The sequence below is a fragment of the Adlercreutzia sp. ZJ473 genome (assembly GCF_013185065.1).
Lineage (GTDB): Bacteria > Actinomycetota > Coriobacteriia > Coriobacteriales > Eggerthellaceae > CAAEEV01.
Genome location: NZ_JAAVTO010000020.1, coordinates 1 through 16,445, shown reverse-complemented (window position 1 = coordinate 16,445; position 16,445 = coordinate 1). Strand labels below are relative to the sequence as shown.

Below are 16,445 nucleotides of genomic sequence, written 5' to 3'. Positions count from 1 at the left end.
ATGCCCATGGCAAAGCCGGCGCTCTCGGGCGAGCGCCACGAGATCAGGCGCGGCGACGCGGGCTACCCCGCGGCGCTCGAGGCGATCGAGCACCCGCCTGCGTGCCTGCGCGTGGTGGGGAGCCCCGCGGCGCTCCAGGAGGGGCTGGCCGTGGTGGGCGCGCGCAAGGCGACGCCGTACGGGAAGAGCTGCGCGCGGCGCTTTGCGGGGCTCGCGGCCGCGCGCGGCATCGCGATCATCTCGGGCGGCGCGCGCGGGTGCGACGCGGTGGCGCACGAGGCGGCGCTCGCAGCGGGCGCGCCGACGGTGGTGTTCCTCGGCGGCGGGTGCGACGAGCTCTACCCCGCGGAGAACGCGGGGCTCTTCCAGCGCGTGGTCGACGCGGGCGGGGCGGTGGCCTCGGAGCACGACTGGGGCTTCAAGCCGCTGCCGTTCGCGTTCCGCGAGCGGAACCGCCTGATCGCAGGCTTGGCGAAGGCGACGCTCATCGTGGAGGCGGGGCTGCCATCGGGCACGTTCTCCACGGCTGACGAGGCGCTGGCCGCCAACCGCGAGGTGCTCGTGGTGCCCGGCGCCATCACGTCGGCGAACTCCCGCGGGGCCAACCGCCTCCTGTACCAGGGCGCTACGCCCGTGGTGGACGACGAGACGTTCGCCGACCAGCTCTTCAGCCTGTTCGGCTGCCTCAGGCAGGAGGACGCGCGCGCGGGCGCGCCCGGCGTCGGCGGCGCGGGCCGCGGGGACGCGGGCGCGCTTGTGCGCGACGAGCGGGCGCGGGTGATCCTGGAGGCGCTGCGCGCGGAGCCCTTGGGGATGGAGGCGCTGCGGAGCCTCGCCGCCCAGGCGGGCCCGCAGGACGAGGCCCTCACCTGGCTCATGGTGTGGCTCGCCCAGGCCCAGCGCGACGGCCTCATAGCCCAGTACCCCGACGGCAGGTACGGCCCCTACCTCAAGAGCGCCGGGTGATCGCCATGCCCGTGCTCAGCACGTTCTACGGCCTCGTCGTGATGATGTTCTGCGAGGCGGGCAGCAACACCACGAGCCGCACGTCCATGTGCGATGCGGCGAGCACGAGGCGAGCTACGCCTTGGGCGGAAAGCGCCTCGCGGGGCATTTACCCCAGGGGAAAGAGCGGCTACTATGGGCATGGATGGAGATCCACCGCGACGAGCTGCAGGCGAGTTGGGAGCTGGCGGCAAGCGGGCGGGCTCCGCTCAAGATCGACCCTCTGCGCTAGGAGGCAGCCCGTGTTGAACCCGAAGATCACGAAGGTCACCCCGCAGGACGGCTTCGAGCTCCTCCTCGTCTACGAGACGGGAGAGCGGCGCCGTTATGACGCGAAGCCGTGCATATACGGCAGCTGGATGGGCGAGCTGGCCGACCCGGGCTATTTCTCCCAAGTGGGCCTGCTCATGGACGGCTGGTCGGTTTGCTGGCCGAACGGGCAGGACATTGACCCGTGCGTGCTCTATCGGGAAAGCGTGGCGGTATGACGGCCGTTCGTTTGGTATCCTTTTCGGCATGAAGAAACTTGTGACAATCGTCGGCGGCGGCCTCGCGGGGAGCGAGGCAGCCCTCACCCTGGCTGACGCGGGCGTGCGCGTGCGCCTGGCGGAGATGCGCCCCCACGTTCCCACGCCGGTGCACCACACGGGCGGCCTCGCCGAGCTCGTGTGCTCGAACTCGCTCAAGAGCATGAAGCCCGACAGCGCCGCAGGGCTCATCAAGGCCGAGCTCGAGGCGCTCGGGTCGCAGGTGTTCTCGGCGGCTCGCCGCCATGAGGTGGCGGCGGGCGGCGCGCTCGCGGTGGACCGCGCGGAGTTCTCGCGCGACGTGACGGCGCTCGTCGAGGCGCACCCGCTCATCGAGGTGGCGCGCGAGGAGGTCGTCGACGTGGAGGCGGAGGCCGCGCGCGCCGACGCGGTGGTGCTGGCCTCGGGCCCGCTCACCTCCGACGCGCTGGCATCGTCGATCGCGCGCCTCACGGGCAGGGAGTCGCTCGCGTTCTACGACGCGGCGGCGCCGGTGGTCATGGCCGACTCGCTCGACCTGGGCAAGCTCTTCCGCCAGAGCCGCTACGAGGACGTCTCGGGGGGCGCGGGGGACTACCTCAACGCGCCGTTCACGCGCGAGGAGTACGACGCCTTCATTGAGGCGCTGCTCGCCGCCGACCGCGTGATCGCGAAGGACTTCGAGAGCAAGGACCTGTTCCAAGCCTGCCAGCCCATCGAGGAGATCGCGCGCGCGGGGCATGACGCCCCGCGCTTCGGCACCTTGAAGCCGGTCGGCCTCACCGACCCGCGCACGGGGCGCCGTCCGTGGGCCGCCCTGCAGCTGCGCGCCGAGGACGCCTTCGGCTCGAGCTACAACCTGGTGGGATTCCAGACCAACCTCACCTTCCCCGAGCAGAAGCGCGTGTTCCGCATGATCCCCGGCCTCGAGGGCGCCGAGTTCGCGCGGTTCGGCGTCATGCACCGCAACACGTTCATCGACGCGCCGCGCCTGCTCGACGCGCACGGGCGCCTGACCACGCCCGCCGCGCGCGCCCTCCCCGCGCCCGTGTACGTGGCGGGGCAGCTCGCGGGCACGGAGGGGTACTGCGAGGCCATCCGCTCGGGGCTGCACGTGGCGCTTGCCGCGACGGCCGACCTGCGCGGAATTGCGCTGCCGGAGCTGCCGCGTGAGACGGTGTACGGTGCGCTTCTGGCGTATGCGACCGACGCGGCGACCGCCGACTACCAGCCCATGCACGTGAACTTCGGCATCATGCCGCCTCTGCCCGAGCGCGTCCGCAACAAGGCGGCGCGCTACCACGTCTACGCCGTGCGCGCGAACGAGGCGCTCCTGCGCTACCGCAGCGCACTTGAGGCGGCGGGGCTCCTCCCCGCGTGGGCCTCGCGAGGCGCGGCGAGCGCGAGCGCGGGCTCGCATGCGGCGAACGCGAGCACGTCGGATGGGGATGCGGCGCGCGCGAGCGCGTCGGATGAGGGTGCGGCAGGCGTAGGCGTGCGCGCGGCGAACGCGGCGGCTGGGAACGGGCTGGCAGGCGAAGGGGAGGGCGCATGACGCCCGATCCCGGCGAGCCCGCGGCGGAGGCTGCGGCTGGCAGGCGGGCGCCCGCCGCTGGCGAGGTCGGATCCGCGCTCGCAGCCGAAGCGCCTGCGTCACCGGGCGGCGCCCCCGCGCTTCCCGGCGCGACGCACGTCGAGGACTTCTGCCGCGCGCTCGCCGTCGAGCGCAACGCGAGCGCGCACACCGTGCGCAACTACCGCGTCGACCTGACCGATTACCTGCGCTGGGCCGAGCGCGCCTCGCTCGACCCGCTGCGCGTCACGCACAAGCAGCTGCGTCTCTACCTGGGCGAGCTCGACCAGGCGCGCTACTGCCGCACCACGGTGAACCGGCGCCTGTCGGCGCTGCGCAGCTTCTTCCGCTGGCTGGTGGGCGAGGGCCGCGTGGACGTTGACCCCGCGAGCGTGCTGCAGGGCCCCAAGACGCCTCGGAGCCTGCCGAAGGTGATCAAGCCGGCTGACATGGCGCGGCTTCTGTCGGTGCATGCCCCGCGCGCCCTCGACGGCACCCCGCGCGAGCAGACCTGCGAGGACCTGCGCGACCTGGCCCTGCTCGAGCTCCTCTACGCATGCGGCGCGCGCGTGTCGGAGGCGTCGGGCCTCAAGGCGGCCGACGTCGACCTCGCGCGCGGCCAGGTGAAGGTGCTCGGCAAGGGCGCGAAGGAGCGCATCATCCCCATCCACGAGCTCGCCGTGCAGGCCATGCGCGCCTACGCCGCAGAGGGCCGCCCCCAGCTGCTGAGGGGGAGGGCCTCGGAGTTCTTCTTCGTCTCCGCGCGCGGGAACCAGATGTCGCCCGACGCCATCCGCAAGATGTTCAAGGCGACGGTGCGCGCGGCGGGGCTCGACGAGAGCCTGTCGCCCCACGCCATGCGGCACACCTTCGCCACCGACCTGCTCTCCGGCGGCGCCGACCTGCGCAGCGTCCAGGAGATGCTCGGGCACGCGAGCCTGTCCACCACGCAGGTCTACACGCACGTCTCACCCGAGCGCCTCAAAGCCGTCCACGCCCAGGCCCATCCCCGCGGGTAGGGGCGTCGAGCGCCGGAAAGGGCTGGGGCGCGATGGGGCGTCGCGGCGCGGGCAAGCTGCGGGGTGGTGCGAGCGCAAGGGCTACCAGGGCGCAGTCCGCGGTGCGCGCAACATCCCGGGGCGGTTACGGGTTGGCGGTGGGGCGCTGACGGATGCCGGCTGCGCCTCGCGGGCGCGCCTGCCTCCCCGTATGCTGGCGGCATCGGAAACGCCTCGTCGCAAAGGAGGTCGCCATGAGCCGCAAGAAAGCCCGCGCCCTGTTCGCCGCCGCCCTGACCGCCCTGTCGTTCGCCCCGTTCTTCATGTAGGCGCGCCAAGCGAGATGTGCGAAATCGCTGAAGTCGAGGAAAACGTCGCTTTTTTACGAACATAGTTTCGCTTTTTGAGCTACAATGCGTGTTCGAGAAAACGAACGAGCGGGAAAGCGGAGCTCATGGGACAAAGCGAAATCGTCATCAAGGGTGCGCGCGAGCACAATCTGAAGAACGTCGACCTCACCATACCGCGTGACAAGCTCGTGGTCATCACGGGCCTGTCGGGATCGGGGAAGTCGAGCCTGGCCTTCGACACCATGTACGCCGAGGGGCAGCGCCGCTACGTCGAGAGCCTCTCCAGCTACGCGCGCATGTTCCTCGGGCAGATGAGCAAGCCCGACCTCGACTCCATCGACGGCCTGTCGCCGGCGGTCTCCATCGACCAGAAGACCACGTCGAAGAACCCGCGCTCCACGGTGGGCACCACCACGGAGATCTACGACTACCTGCGCCTGCTGTTCGCCCGGGTGGGCACGCCGCACTGCCCTGAGTGCGGGCGCGAGATCAAGAAGCAGACCACCGACCAGGTTACTGACGAGATCGTCAAGCTCGGGATGGGCGAGGAGCGCCGCGCCATCCTGATGGCGCCCGTGGTCACGGGCCGCAAGGGCGAGTTCACCAAGCTCTTCGCCGACCTGCAGAAGGAGGGCTTCTCGCGCGTGCGCGTGGACGGGGAGATCATGAGGCTCGGGGACGAGCCGCTCACGCTCAACAAGAAGATCAAGCACTTCATCGACGTGGTGGTGGACCGCGTGACGCTCAAGCCCTCGGCCGTGAGCCGCGTCGCCGAGGCGGTCGAGCTCGCCTGCAAGCTCGCCGAGGGGCGCGTGCTCGTGCAGGTCATGGGGCCTGACGGCAAGCCGCAGGGGCCGGCCGCGAGCGCGTCGTCGGGCGCCACGGGCGGCCTGGGCGCGGGCGAGCACCTGTTCTCGCTGGCGCTCGCGTGCCCCGAGCACGGCCACTCCCTCGACGAGCTCCAGCCGCGCGACTTCTCGTTCAACGCGCCGTACGGCGCCTGCCCCGACTGCCTGGGCCTGGGCAGCCGCGACGAGGTGGACCCGTCGCTCGTCATCCCCGACCCGTCGCTGTCCCTCGCGGAGGGCGCGGTGGCGCCGTTCAAGAGCGGCAACTACTACCCGCAGGTGCTGCGCGCCGTGGCGATCCACCTGGGCGAGGACCCCTCCACGCCGTGGGAGGACATGAGGCCCCAGAGCCAGAGGGCGCTCCTGCACGGCCTGGGCGCGGAGAAGGTGCGCGTCGACTACGTCACGGTGGACGGCCGCGACACCTACTGGTTCATCGAGTGGGAGGGCGTCCTGGAGGCGGTCAAGCGCCGCTACTCCGAGGCCCAGAGCGACTCCCAGCGCGAGAAGCTCTCCGCGTACTTCGCCACCATCCCCTGCAAGACGTGCAAGGGGCGGCGCCTGCGCCCCGAGATCCTGGCGGTGACGGTCGGCGGGAAGTCCATCCACGACGTCACCGAGCTGTCGGCGAAGGACTCGCTCGAGTTCTTCGAGGGTCTGAGCTTCGCGGGCCAGGACGACGTCATCGCGGGGCCCATCGTGAAGGAGATCAAGGCGCGCCTGCGCTTCCTGGTCGACGTCGGGCTCGACTACCTCACGCTCGAGCGCGCCACGGCCACGCTCTCCGGCGGCGAGGCGCAGCGCATCCGGCTGGCCACGCAGATCGGCGCGGGCCTCATGGGCGTGCTCTACATCCTCGACGAGCCCTCGATCGGCCTGCACCAGCGCGACAACGAGCGTCTGATCGCGACGCTCGAGCGTCTGCGCGACCTGGGCAACACCGTGATCGTGGTGGAGCATGACGAGGACACCATCCGCGCCGCCGACTTCGTGGTGGACATGGGGCCGGGCGCGGGCGAGCACGGCGGGGCGGTGGTCGCCGCGGGCACGCCCGAGGAGATCATGCGCGCGCAGGGCTCGCTCACGGCCGACTACCTCGCGGGGCGCCGCCGCATCGAGGTGCCGTCCGCGCGCCGCCATCCCAGGCGCGGGTCGCTCAAGATGACGGGCGCCGCCGAGAACAACCTGCGAAACGTCACCGTCGAGGTGCCGCTCGGCACGCTGACGGTGGTCACGGGCGTGTCGGGCTCGGGCAAGAGCTCGCTGGTGACCGACACGCTGGCGCCGGCGCTCGCCAACCGGCTGAACCACGCGCACCGCCGCACGGGCGCGTACCGCAAGATCACGGGCACGGAGAAGCTCGACAAGGTCATCAACATCGACCAGAGCCCCATCGGGCGCACCCCGCGCTCGAACCCCGCCACCTACATCGGGCTGTGGGACGACATCCGCGCGCTGTTCGCCTCCACGGCGGAGGCGAAGGCGCGCGGCTACGCGCCGGGCCGCTTCTCGTTCAACGTGAGCGGCGGGCGCTGCGAGGCGTGCAAGGGCGACGGGCAGATCAAGATCGAGATGCACTTCCTGCCCGACGTGTACGTGCCGTGCGAGGTGTGCGGCGGCAACCGCTACAACCGCGAGACGCTCCAGGTCACCTACCGCGGCAAGAACATCGCCCAGGTGCTCGACATGACGGTTGAGGAGGCGCTCGCCTTCTTCGAGAACATACCGGGCATCCGCCGCAAGCTGCAGACGCTTTTCGACGTGGGGTTGGGCTACATCCGCCTGGGGCAGCCCGCCACCACGCTCTCGGGCGGCGAGGCGCAGCGCGTCAAGCTCGCGAGCGAGCTGCAGAAGCGCCAGAGCGGCAAGACGTTCTACATCCTCGACGAGCCCACCACCGGGCTGCACTTCGAGGACGTGCGGCAGCTGCTCATCGTGCTGCAGCGCCTGGTTGACGCGGGGAACACCGTGCTCGTGATCGAGCACAACCTCGACGTGATCAAGTGCGCCGACCATCTCATCGACCTCGGGCCCGAGGGCGGCGTGCGCGGCGGCCGCATCGTGGCTGCGGGGACGCCCGAGGAGGTGGCCGAGGTGGAGGGCAGCTACACCGGCGCCTTCGTCAAGCGGATGCTGGAAAAGGAGAGGTAGCTTCCGCCCGCATGCCGAAGGCTTCTTGACAGGCCGGGGCGCATCGTCCACAATGGCCCTTGCTACGGGGAGCCCGAATCGAAGGGCTGAGAGGCAGGTGCTCCTGCGACCCGCGAACCTGATCTGGGTAATGCCAGCGTAGGGACTTAGCGTGACACCGGTTGAGCGCATGAGGCCCCGCTTGCATTTCGCAGGCGGGGCCTTTGTATTCCGACCGTGAGGAGTTCTCATGCAAGCAAGCGTCGCCATCCAAGTGCTGCCCGCCACGCTCGACGATGACGAGGTGGTGCGCATCGTCGACGAGGTGATCGACTACATCAAGTCCACCGGCCTGTCCTGCTACGTGGGGCCGTTCGAGACCACCATCGAGGGGGATGACTACGACCAGCTGATGGACGTCCTGAAGGAGTGCCAGCACGTCGCCATCGCCGCCGGCGCCCCCAAGGTGTCCGCCTACATCAAGGTGGAGTGGAAGCCGGAGGGCGAAGTGCTCTCGATCGACCGCAAGGTCACGAAGCACCACCTCGCATGAGCTTGAAGCAGCTCGCGAGGAAGTACCTTCCGGCGACGATCGCGCTGCTGGCGCTGCTGGCGCTGTGGCAGGCGCTGGCCACGAGCGGGGCGGTGCCGAGCTACATGCTCCCCTCGCCGGGAGACGTGCTGGCGGTGTTCCCCCAGGACGGCGCGCTGCTCGCGCACCACACGCTGGTGACGCTCCAGGAGGCGGCTCTCGGCCTGGCGGCGGGAGTGGCGGCGGGCTTCGCGTTCGCGGTGCTCATGGACGCGTTCGGCACGCTGCGCCGCGCCGTCTACCCGCTGCTGGTCCTCAGCCAGACGGTCCCCGTGGTCGCCATCGCGCCGCTTCTCGTGCTGTGGCTGGGCTACGGCATCGCGCCGAAGGTGGTGCTCGTGGCCCTTGCGACGTTCTTCCCCGTGGCGGTCGGCCTGCTGCAGGGGTTCCAGTCGGTTGACCCGGACGAGGTGAGTCTGATGCGCTCCATGGGAGCCGGCCGCTGGCAGGTCTTCCGCTTCGTCAAGATCCCCGGCGCGCTGCCGGAGTTCTTCTCGGGCCTGCGCATCGCCGCCGCGTACGCGGTGGTGGGGGCGGTCATCAGCGAGTGGCTGGGCGGGTTCAGCGGGCTGGGCGTCTACATGACCCGTGTTCAGAAGGCGTTCGCCTTCGACAAGATGTTTGCCGTGATATTCGTGGTGTCGGCGATCTCGCTCGTGCTCATGCTGCTGGTGGGCCTCGTCGAGCGGCGCGCGATGCCGTGGCGTCACGTACATTCTGAAAAGGAGAAACGATGAAACGACCGAAGCACTTGAAGAGGGCGGCCCTCATCGCCGCCGCGGCGTGCGGGACCGTGCTGGCCCTGGCGCTCGCCGGCTGCGGCCAGGCGCCCCAGAGCTCGTCGGCCGCGTCCGGCGAGGGAGCAGGCGGGACCTCCCCGCAGGCGGAGAAGATCACGTTCGCGCTGGACTGGACGCCCAACACCAACCACACGGGCCTCTACGTGGCCGCCGCGAAGGGCTACTTCGCCGAGCAGGGGCTTGACGTCGAGGTGGTGCAGCCGCCCGACGGCGCGGCCGAGCCGCTGGTGGCCTCGGGGAAGGCCCAGTTCGGGGTGAGCTTCCAGGACACCCTGGCGCCGGCGCTCGTCGGTGACGACGCCATGCCCGTCACGGCGGTGGCGGCGATCGTCCAGCACAACACGTCCGGCATCCTCTCCCGGGCGGGCGAGGGGATGGACCGCCCGCGCGGCCTCGAGGGGCACAAGTACGCCACGTGGGAGATGCCGGTGGAGCAGGCGACGATCGCCCAGGTGATGAAGGATGACGGCGGGGACTTCTCCAAGGTGGAGCTGTACCCGGAGTCGGTGACCGACGAGGTCTCCGCGCTCCAGTCGAAGCAGGTGGACGCCATCTGGGTGTTCCGCGGATGGGGCGGCGTGGCCTGCGACGTGGCCGGCCTGGACACCGACTACTTCAACTTCGCCGACATCGACCCGGTGTTCGACTACTACACGCCGGTGGTCATCGGCAACGACGAGTTCCTTGAGCAGCATCCGGACGTGGCCAAGAAGTTCCTGGCGGCCTTGAAGAAGGGGTACGAGTTCGCCATCGACGACCCGGATGCGGCGGCGGACATCCTGATGGAGCAGGTGCCGGAGCTGGCGGGCTCCGAGGACCTCATCCGCGCGTCCCAGCGCTACCTGGCCGACCAGTACCGCGCGGACGCGGCGGCGTGGGGCGTCATCGACTCCGGCCGCTGGAGCGCCTTCTACCAGTGGCTGCTGGACAACCAGCTGATCGACGCCGCGCTCGACCCGACGTCCGGCTTCACCAACGAGTACCTGTAATGCCTGAGAGCACGTCGAAGCATCCCCTTCTGCACGTGCAGGACGTGGCCGTCTCCTTCGAGGGGCGCCCCGTGCTGCGCGGCGTGTCGCTCGCGCTGCGCCGCGGCGAGCTCGTGAGCCTCTTGGGCGCGAGCGGCGGCGGGAAGACCACGCTCTTCAACGTGATATCCGGCCTGCTGGCGCCTGACGCCGGGCGCGTGCTGCTGGGCGGGCGGCCGATCGACGGCTCCATGGGGCACGTGAGCTACATGATGCAGAAGGACCTGCTGCTGGAGAGCATGCGGGTGGCGGACAACGTGGGCCTGCCGCTGCGGCTGCGCGGCGCCGCGAAGGCGGCGGCGCGGGCCGAGGCGGAGGCCCTCCTGCCCAGCTTCGGCCTCGCGGGCACCGGCGGCCTGTGGCCGTCCCAGCTGTCCGGCGGCATGCGCCAGCGGGCGGCGCTCGCCCGCACGTACCTCTTCTCGCGCGACGTGATGCTCCTCGACGAGCCCTTCTCGGCGCTCGACGCCATCACCAAGTCGGAGCTGCACGCGTGGTTCCTGGAGACGCAGCAGCGGCTGGGGCTCTCGGTGCTGTTCGTCACGCACGACGTCGACGAGGCGGTGCTGCTCTCCGACCGCGTGCTCGTGCTCGCCGACGGCCGCATCGCCGCCGACGTGGCCGTCAGGGGACCCGCGGCGCGCACCCCCGACTTCGCCCTCACGCCCGAGTTCCTGGACTGCAAGCGCCAGGTGCGCGGGTTCCTCTGAGGCCGGGGGCGCCTGCCGCCCTTGGCCCCGTCACCTCCGCGATCCTCCTTCTCGATTTCGCAATCGCAGGTCAGGGGCGTGTTCGCTGTTTGGCGGGCCTGATGCTCTATAATGGCCCATTATGCAAAAACGAACACGGGAGAAAATAGCGCTCGTCCTGTTCGTGCTGCTCGTCGCGTTCGCGGGGGCGGTGCTGACGAGCTACTTCACGACGGGCCGCTCGTGGAGCATCGCCGCGTCGTTCGTCGACGACACGATGGGGCGCATGGACGGCTACACGGCGATCGTGTACGCGGGCGTGGTCGAGCCCGAGCCCGAGCCTGATGAGGCAGCCGCTTCGGAGCCCGAGCCCGCCGCGCCTGCCGACGCGGGCGAAGCGCCTGCACCCGAAGCCGCCGCTGATCCCGTGGCGGGCGATGGCGCCCCGGCTGATTCCGCGCCCGCCCCTGACCCCGCTGCGGGCGAGGCGCCTGACGGCGCGGCTGCCGACAATTCCGAATCCGCCGACTCCGGCTCAGCTGCGGCCGACGCGGACGCGACCTCCGCCGATCCCGAAGGCTCCTCCATTCCCGTTCCCGACCCGCCCGGGTTCTCGATCGTGTTCCCCGACCGCAGCGCCGAGGGCTCCGCGAACGAGCCTCCCTCGGCTGCGGACAGCATCGGCCTGGGGATCCTGTCGATCGTCCCGCGCCCCGTCGAGGAGGGCGAGGAGGCCGTGTACGCGTCGGACGTGTGCCGCCTGTACGAGGACAAGGGCGCGCATGCGCTCACGCTGAACGTCGCCGACGCCGACTCCTACGCTGACCTGCAGGTGTTCTACGTGAACGGCAAGCGCGTGGGCGTCTACTCCATCAGCGCGTACACGAACAGGGTGCGCCTCAAGCGCTACCTCTCGTACTTCGACAGCCGCGACGTCGACGTGATGGTGTGCCTGACGCCGCGCGCCTCCTACCTCGCCACCTACGAGGGGACCGACGTGGTCATCGTGACGACCGACTCCGAGGGGATCTCGGTTGACGGCGAGACGCACGACGGCACGCTCGTCACCCGCTCGCCGGAGAAGGGGCAGGTCGGCGTCGTGCTGCTCAGCTCCAACAACGTCCCCTCGGCGCGCGTGATAACCTCGCTGTAAGAGGGCGCGCCAGTCACCTGCGCCGAGCGCGCGCTCGCGCGGGTTCGAGCGCTCCCGCCCACGCGCAGGCGCGCTGCGCTGGGAGCAGAATGCATGAGAAAGCCCCCGTCTCGTGACCGAGGCGGGGGCTCATGCCTGCGCGAGCGGGGGCACCTGCGCAGCGGCATGCGATGCGGAAGCGGGGATTTACACGATGCCCTGGGCCATCATGGCGGCGGCGACCTTCTCGAAGCCGGCGATGTTGGCGCCCATCACGTAGTTGCCCTCATGCCCGTAGCGCTTCGCGGCGTCGTCAGCGGCATGGTAGATGGAGACCATGATGCCCTTGAGCTTCGCGTCGACCTCCTCGAACGTCCAGGAGAGGCGCTCGGAGTTCTGCGACATCTCGAGGCCGGAGGTGGCCACGCCGCCGGCGTTCGCGGCCTTGCCGGGCAGGAACACCACGCCGGCTTCCTGCAGGTACTCGGTGGCGTCGAGCGTGGTGGGCATGTTCGCGCCCTCGGCCACGATCTTGCAGCCGTTGGCCACGAGGCGCTCGGCGTCCTCGAGCAGCAGCGTGTTCTGGCTCGCGCAGGGCAGCGCGATGTCGCAGGCCACGCTCCAGTCGTAGCGGCCCTCGTGGTAGACGACGCCCTCGCGGCGGGCGGCGTACTCGGAGATGCGGCCGCGCTCGACTTCCTTGATCTGCTGCACGAGCGCCACGTCGATGCCGTTGGCGTCGTAGATCCAGCCGGTGGAGTCGGACAGCGTGACCACCTTCGCGCCGAGCTGCTGGGCCTTCTGCGTGGCGTAGATGGCCACGTTGCCCGAGCCGTGCACCGTCACGGTCTTGCCCTCGAAGGAGTCGTCATGGCACTTGAGGTACTCCTCGACGATGTAGATGAGGCCGTAGCCGGTGGCCTCGGTGCGGGCGAGCGAGCCGCCGAAGGGGAGGCCCTTGCCGGTGAGGACGCCCTCGAAGCAGTTCTTCAGGCGCTTGTACTGACCGAACATGAAGCCGATCTCGCGCGCGCCGGTGCCGATGTCGCCGGCCGGCACGTCGGTGTCAGCGCCGATGTGCCGCATGAGCTCGGTCATGAAGGACTGGCAGAAGCGCATGACCTCGGCGTCGGACTTGCCCTTCGGGTCGAAGTCGCTGCCGCCCTTGCCGCCGCCCATGGGCAGCGTGGTCAGGCTGTTCTTGAAGATCTGCTCGAAGCCGAGGAACTTGATGATGCCGAGGTTCACCGACGGGTGCAGGCGCAGGCCGCCCTTGTAGGGGCCGATGGCGCTGTTGAACTGCACGCGGAAGCCGCGGTTGACCTGGACCTTGCCCTCGTCGTCAACCCAGGGGACGCGGAACATGATGACGCGCTCGGGCTCGACGATGCGCTCGAGGAGGCCGGCGGCCTCGTACTCGGGATGGGCCTCGATGACCGGCTCCAAGGACTGCAGGACCTCGGTGACGGCCTGAATGAACTCAGGCTGCTCGGCGTTCTTCGCCTTGACCTGCTCGATGACGTTCTCAACGTAACTCAATTCGGACCTCCTAGTGGATGATTGACCTCCCGCGAGCGCGTGCCGTGCGCTTGCGGGCTGCAAGCGCGGCATCCTCACGTTGCGCGGACGCCGCCATTATATGATCGCGCCTTTCCGCGTGGCGATCTTTTAATAAACCAGAAACAAAAAACGTCATCTGCGCAGGCCGGCGGCGCCCAGGGCGCGCAGGCGGGTCTGGCGGCTCGGCAGCGCCAAGGCGCGCAGGCGGAACCTCACGGCTCGGTGGCGCTTTTGGCCGCCACTCACTCGAGGCACCGACAACGCCCCTTTTCCATCCACCATTTTGGGAAGCTGGATGGAAAGCGCCCGTTGTCGGCGGTTCGAGCCCCTAAAACCACCGACAACGGCGCTTTCGCATCCACTTTCCCCGTGAAACCGCCGATAACGGCCTTGTTTCATCCAGGATCACCTGAGGGGTGGATGGGAATCTGCCGTTGTCGGTGGTTCGCCTCAGGGATCGCTTGGGAGGTGGATGGAAAAACGCCGTTGTCGGTAACGGCCTTATCTCATCCCAGATCGGCACGCCCGGCTCGCGGAATAGCCGAAAGAATTTGGAGTTGAACTCCAAATTCCACATCATGCTCTTCTTGTTGTTCACGCTTGAGCGCACCGTTACCCTGCTAGAACTCGATGACGTGCGGTTTGATGACGGGTCGTGGCTCTCTGAAAACTTTTTGTCCTATAACCCGAAAACGAGACGGCCGGAGGCTTTGTACGCGCACAATGGCGGACACCCCCGGCTCTGTCATCGTCTATCCTACGATCATCCTCTCGAAAGCCAACGAATCACCGATGTATGGTCTTTAAAGCCTCCCTGCCTACTGAATATCATAGTCAGCCCAAGCTTTCCATGCTTAACGCCTATCAACATACTCAGTCGCCTTGTCATAAAGGATATGGGCTCGGAATTAATGTTTGTCATGCGAATGGATATAAAATGGATATACTAAGGATATACATAAAAAGATAGGAGTGATTTTGTGACGAAATCGACGGACAGGCGCGCGGATATAGTTCGAGACGGACGCAGGGAGTCTTCGCGTAAAAAGGTGCTTTTTACGATGAGCACTGCCGAGGACATTGAGCTCTCTGGCTGGGCTGATCAGGATGGTGTTACCAAGTCCGCTCTGTTGCATGACATGATTGGTCGCGAGCGCAAAAGGCGAATACTTCAAGGACGATATGGAACGGAGATCGACATGATTGCAGGCTATACCGAAACATCTCTCCTAGGAGGCAAAATCTGGCGTGGCGATAATCTCGCAGGAACTGATGCCGGGTACACACGCGTTAAGGAATTCATCGAGCGCTATTCGCACGATGATTGGACGCTCTCCATCTACAACGCGCTCGACGAGTCGACCGCGGAGATTAACTGTTCGGTCGAGGATATCCCAGAGATTGTGTCGTTCGTTTATAACCTTGAGCACGCTTATCCCATGACGTTCATCGGCGAAAGCCCATCGTCTAAGTCTTATGTGATCGGTATGACGCTTACACGCGGTCGCATCCAGACACCTGGTGTATATCGAGCTGAGAACGGTAAGCTCCACTCCGTGCTTCCGTCGAATCTGGCGTAAGGAGAGGCGATATGGGTTTACCGACTATCGATACGTCTTCGAGGAATTATGTCGTGCTCGATGTCGAGACGAACGGTCTCAAGAGCAAAGAATGTGACCTTCTCTCAATCTCGATCTACAAACCCGACGATGGCAATGAGTACGACAGGCTTTTGCCGCTCGACCTCGACGAGGAGGTCTATACAACCGATATCAACGGCATTAGGAAATGCGATCTCAGGTGGAAGAAGCACCTGACGCAGGCTGAGGTAAACGAGCTGTTTGATGACTTCGAGCTCGGCAAGAGGACGATTCTTCACTACGGAAGCCTCGATCCGCGTTTTATTCGAGACTATTTTGCGAGGCACGGTCTCGTTGGGTTCGAGCATATGCGCTTCTTCAATTTCAAGCATCTCATTTGCTCGACGGGCTTCTCTGACGGCAGCCTTACGAAAGACAACCTCTGCGATTTCTTCGGCATCGCGGGTGTTGCGGCGGTTCACAGCGGTCTGTCGGATTGCAAACTTGAGTGGGAGCTGTTCAAGAAGCTCGACGGGCGGTTCTTGCTCGCCCGCATCGTACCAAACGGGCAGAATCATGGGATGTGGCGCTTAGCGGTGCTCAACCCTGGCTACATCGTGCCTGTGAGCTATCTTACTACGTTCAACAACCTGTCTCGCATCATCAAGCGTCCCTACATCAGATATGATGCCGAGGAGGTGTATAGCCTTGAGATTTCCGGGGAAGACATCAGGCGCTTTCCTACGAACTTCTCGGGTATGATCGTCGAGAACCTGATAGATTCGATGCTGGGTGTGACCAAAGCTGACAACTCGGAGTTCCTCGCCGAAAACTCGGCGAAGAACGAGTTGCTGGGCTATATGCACAGCTCGTTGAGCTTCATGCCTATGTCTTTTAACGGCGATGGAACGGTGACAGCGGCTCGTCAGGAGGACAAGGAGCACGAGAAGAGGTTTAACATGATGGTTGAGCAAGCGCGTCCTCAGCTCATACCGCTTGCGAGATTCTTAAGCGATGAGGTATTTCATGGCTCCCCGGTGATATCGCAGGAACTCGTCGTCGATGACGAACTCGGCATTCTCGCACTTTGTGACCTCTCGACGGATGACGTTGTTCTTGAGATAAAGACGTCAACGTGCGACCCTGAACGCTATGCCGAGCAGCTCTACTACGGAGCAAAGGGGCGTACAACGTATCTGTTGGGCATGGAGTGGGACGCTGGCGGTGATGTGCCCAGTGCCACGTTCACGCTCAAAAAGGTTCGGACGTACCCTGGGGAGAAGCCGAACAAGCGTCGAGATAAAGCAGTAGAGTCTTTATCTGCGGTGTTGAGCAGCGAAAGCATAGAGATCGTTCAATACGCCAACTCGACGAGTCCAGTCAAGGTACGTTGTAAAGCGTGTAACCATGAGTGGGAGGAGACGTACCCCCGCATCAGGGCTGGTAAGTGTGTGTGTCCGACATGCCATCCCGAGCGGAGGGCAAATCGTCCGACGGGCGCTCCAAAGCCGAAACGCGAGACGCTGACGCCCGAGCAGGCGCTGGCGAAGCGGGCGCGGCGATACGCAGAAAAGGTCGCAGTGCGCAGTGGCGGAAAAATCGAGGTGGATGCTTCGAGCTATGTCGGTGGAAAGGATCCTGTTCGTGTAAGGTG

General features: G+C 66.9%; 14 protein-coding genes and 1 riboswitch. Of the genes, 13 read left to right on the top strand and 1 reads right to left on the bottom strand.

Annotated features, from left to right (window positions below; all coding sequences use genetic code 11):
- The 11 genes from HRL41_RS05375 to HRL41_RS05325 all read left to right on the top strand — a co-directional run bounded on the left by HRL41_RS05375 (position 1) and on the right by HRL41_RS05325 (position 11,672).
- Positions 1 to 966 (top strand): DNA-processing protein DprA, encoded by a 966-nt coding sequence (locus HRL41_RS05375; protein ID WP_172135877.1) that lies wholly within the window; start codon positions 1 to 3, stop codon positions 964 to 966.
- A 49-nt stretch (positions 967 to 1,015) separates the two neighbouring features.
- Positions 1,016 to 1,237, top strand: a complete 222-nt coding sequence (locus HRL41_RS12415) for a DUF4160 domain-containing protein (protein WP_371808802.1) — start codon at positions 1,016 to 1,018, stop codon at positions 1,235 to 1,237.
- 10 nt (positions 1,238 to 1,247) lie between these two features.
- Positions 1,248 to 1,493, top strand: a complete 246-nt coding sequence (locus HRL41_RS05365; protein ID WP_172135876.1) for a DUF2442 domain-containing protein — start codon at positions 1,248 to 1,250, stop codon at positions 1,491 to 1,493.
- 28 nt (positions 1,494 to 1,521) lie between these two features.
- Positions 1,522 to 3,066: a methylenetetrahydrofolate--tRNA-(uracil(54)-C(5))-methyltransferase (FADH(2)-oxidizing) TrmFO gene (trmFO, locus tag HRL41_RS05360; protein WP_172135875.1), complete on the top strand. Its 1,545-nt coding sequence runs from the start codon at positions 1,522 to 1,524 to the stop codon at positions 3,064 to 3,066.
- Positions 3,063 to 4,103 carry a tyrosine recombinase gene (locus HRL41_RS05355; RefSeq protein ID WP_172135874.1) on the top strand — a complete coding sequence of 347 codons (1,041 nt, stop codon included), beginning with the start codon at positions 3,063 to 3,065 and terminating at the stop codon, positions 4,101 to 4,103. Before trmFO ends, HRL41_RS05355 begins: the two co-directional genes overlap by 4 nt.
- Positions 4,104 to 4,536: 433 nt before the next feature.
- Entirely contained in the window at positions 4,537 to 7,431 is a 2,895-nt protein-coding gene (gene uvrA / locus HRL41_RS05350; protein WP_172135873.1) for an excinuclease ABC subunit UvrA, read from the top strand.
- 55 nt (positions 7,432 to 7,486) lie between these two features.
- Positions 7,487 to 7,595, top strand: a riboswitch (TPP riboswitch).
- Between the two features lie 65 nt (positions 7,596 to 7,660).
- Entirely contained in the window at positions 7,661 to 7,963 is a 303-nt protein-coding gene (locus HRL41_RS05345; protein WP_165170429.1) for a thiamine-binding protein, read from the top strand.
- Complete coding sequence (locus HRL41_RS05340) at positions 7,960 to 8,739, top strand: ABC transporter permease (RefSeq protein ID WP_172135872.1); 780 nt, start codon at positions 7,960 to 7,962, stop codon at positions 8,737 to 8,739. Before HRL41_RS05345 ends, HRL41_RS05340 begins: the two co-directional genes overlap by 4 nt.
- Entirely contained in the window at positions 8,736 to 9,791 is a 1,056-nt protein-coding gene (locus HRL41_RS05335; protein WP_172135871.1) for an ABC transporter substrate-binding protein, read from the top strand. Before HRL41_RS05340 ends, HRL41_RS05335 begins: the two co-directional genes overlap by 4 nt.
- Positions 9,791 to 10,540 (top strand): ABC transporter ATP-binding protein, encoded by a 750-nt coding sequence (locus HRL41_RS05330; RefSeq protein ID WP_172135870.1) that lies wholly within the window; start codon positions 9,791 to 9,793, stop codon positions 10,538 to 10,540. Before HRL41_RS05335 ends, HRL41_RS05330 begins: the two co-directional genes overlap by 1 nt.
- Positions 10,541 to 10,661: 121 nt before the next feature.
- Positions 10,662 to 11,672, top strand: a complete 1,011-nt coding sequence (locus HRL41_RS05325; protein WP_172135869.1) for a hypothetical protein — start codon at positions 10,662 to 10,664, stop codon at positions 11,670 to 11,672.
- A 186-nt stretch (positions 11,673 to 11,858) separates the two neighbouring features.
- Here the strand turns inward: HRL41_RS05325 and gdhA are convergent, their stop codons facing one another.
- The gene (gdhA, locus tag HRL41_RS05320) at positions 11,859 to 13,190 is read right to left on the bottom strand and encodes an NADP-specific glutamate dehydrogenase (RefSeq protein ID WP_165170419.1); all 1,332 of its coding nucleotides are present in this window, start codon (positions 13,188 to 13,190) and stop codon (positions 11,859 to 11,861) included.
- 1,082 nt (positions 13,191 to 14,272) lie between these two features.
- Here gdhA and HRL41_RS05315 point away from each other — a divergent pair.
- Both HRL41_RS05315 and HRL41_RS05310 read left to right on the top strand, forming a co-directional pair.
- Entirely contained in the window at positions 14,273 to 14,791 is a 519-nt protein-coding gene (locus tag HRL41_RS05315; RefSeq protein ID WP_172135868.1) for a hypothetical protein, read from the top strand.
- A gap of 53 nt (positions 14,792 to 14,844) precedes the next feature.
- Positions 14,845 to 16,445 (top strand): hypothetical protein (locus HRL41_RS05310; RefSeq protein ID WP_216662529.1); only part of this gene is annotated, 1,601 nt, incomplete at its 3' end.